Below are 580 nucleotides of genomic sequence, written 5' to 3'. Positions count from 1 at the left end.
TGCACATCAAGTCACTATTACTATTAATGGTACCAATGATTCGGCTGTGATCACCAATAACACAGGAGGTTCACCAAATTCATTCTTCGTTGTTGGAAAAAGTCCCCACTTAGATCAAGTTATTGAAGATCATAAGCTCACGGTTTCAGGAAAATTAAGCATCAGTGATATCGATGCAAAAGAAGCGCATTTCTCCAATACCGATGTTGCAGGTACCCTAGGCACACTCCACCTCAAAGACAATGGTGCATGGACTTACGATCTGGATAACACCAATCCAGCAGTACAAGCCTTGGGCAAAGGCTCGTCAACAACAGACATCATGACCATCCACTCTGCCGACGGTACACCACATCAAATTACTATCATTATCAATGGCACCAACGACAGAGCCGTCATTGGTGGTACAAGTTCCGGCGCAGTAACGGAAGAAACTCAACTTCAAACGTCCGGTGCATTGACGATTACTGATGTCGATACCGGTGAAGCGCACTTCTCCAATACTGATGTTGCTGGTGCTTTAGGCACGCTCCACCTTAAAGATAATGGGGCGTGGACTTACGACCTCGATAACACCAAT

Annotated in this window: 1 protein-coding gene; it reads left to right on the top strand. The window is 45.3% G+C overall.

Annotated features, from left to right (window positions below; all coding sequences use genetic code 11):
• Positions 1-16: 16 nt before the first annotated feature.
• Positions 17-580: VCBS domain-containing protein (locus A142_RS19020; RefSeq protein ID WP_277815631.1), on the top strand; the 564-nt coding region annotated here is incomplete at its 3' end.

Origin of the sequence: Vibrio splendidus 12E03 (assembly GCF_000272105.2) — a bacterium.
In the GTDB taxonomy this organism is placed as follows: Bacteria; Pseudomonadota; Gammaproteobacteria; order Enterobacterales; family Vibrionaceae; genus Vibrio; species Vibrio splendidus_I.
The sequence above is the reverse complement of the archived record's forward strand: the minus strand, read 5'-3'. Positions and strand labels throughout refer to the sequence as shown.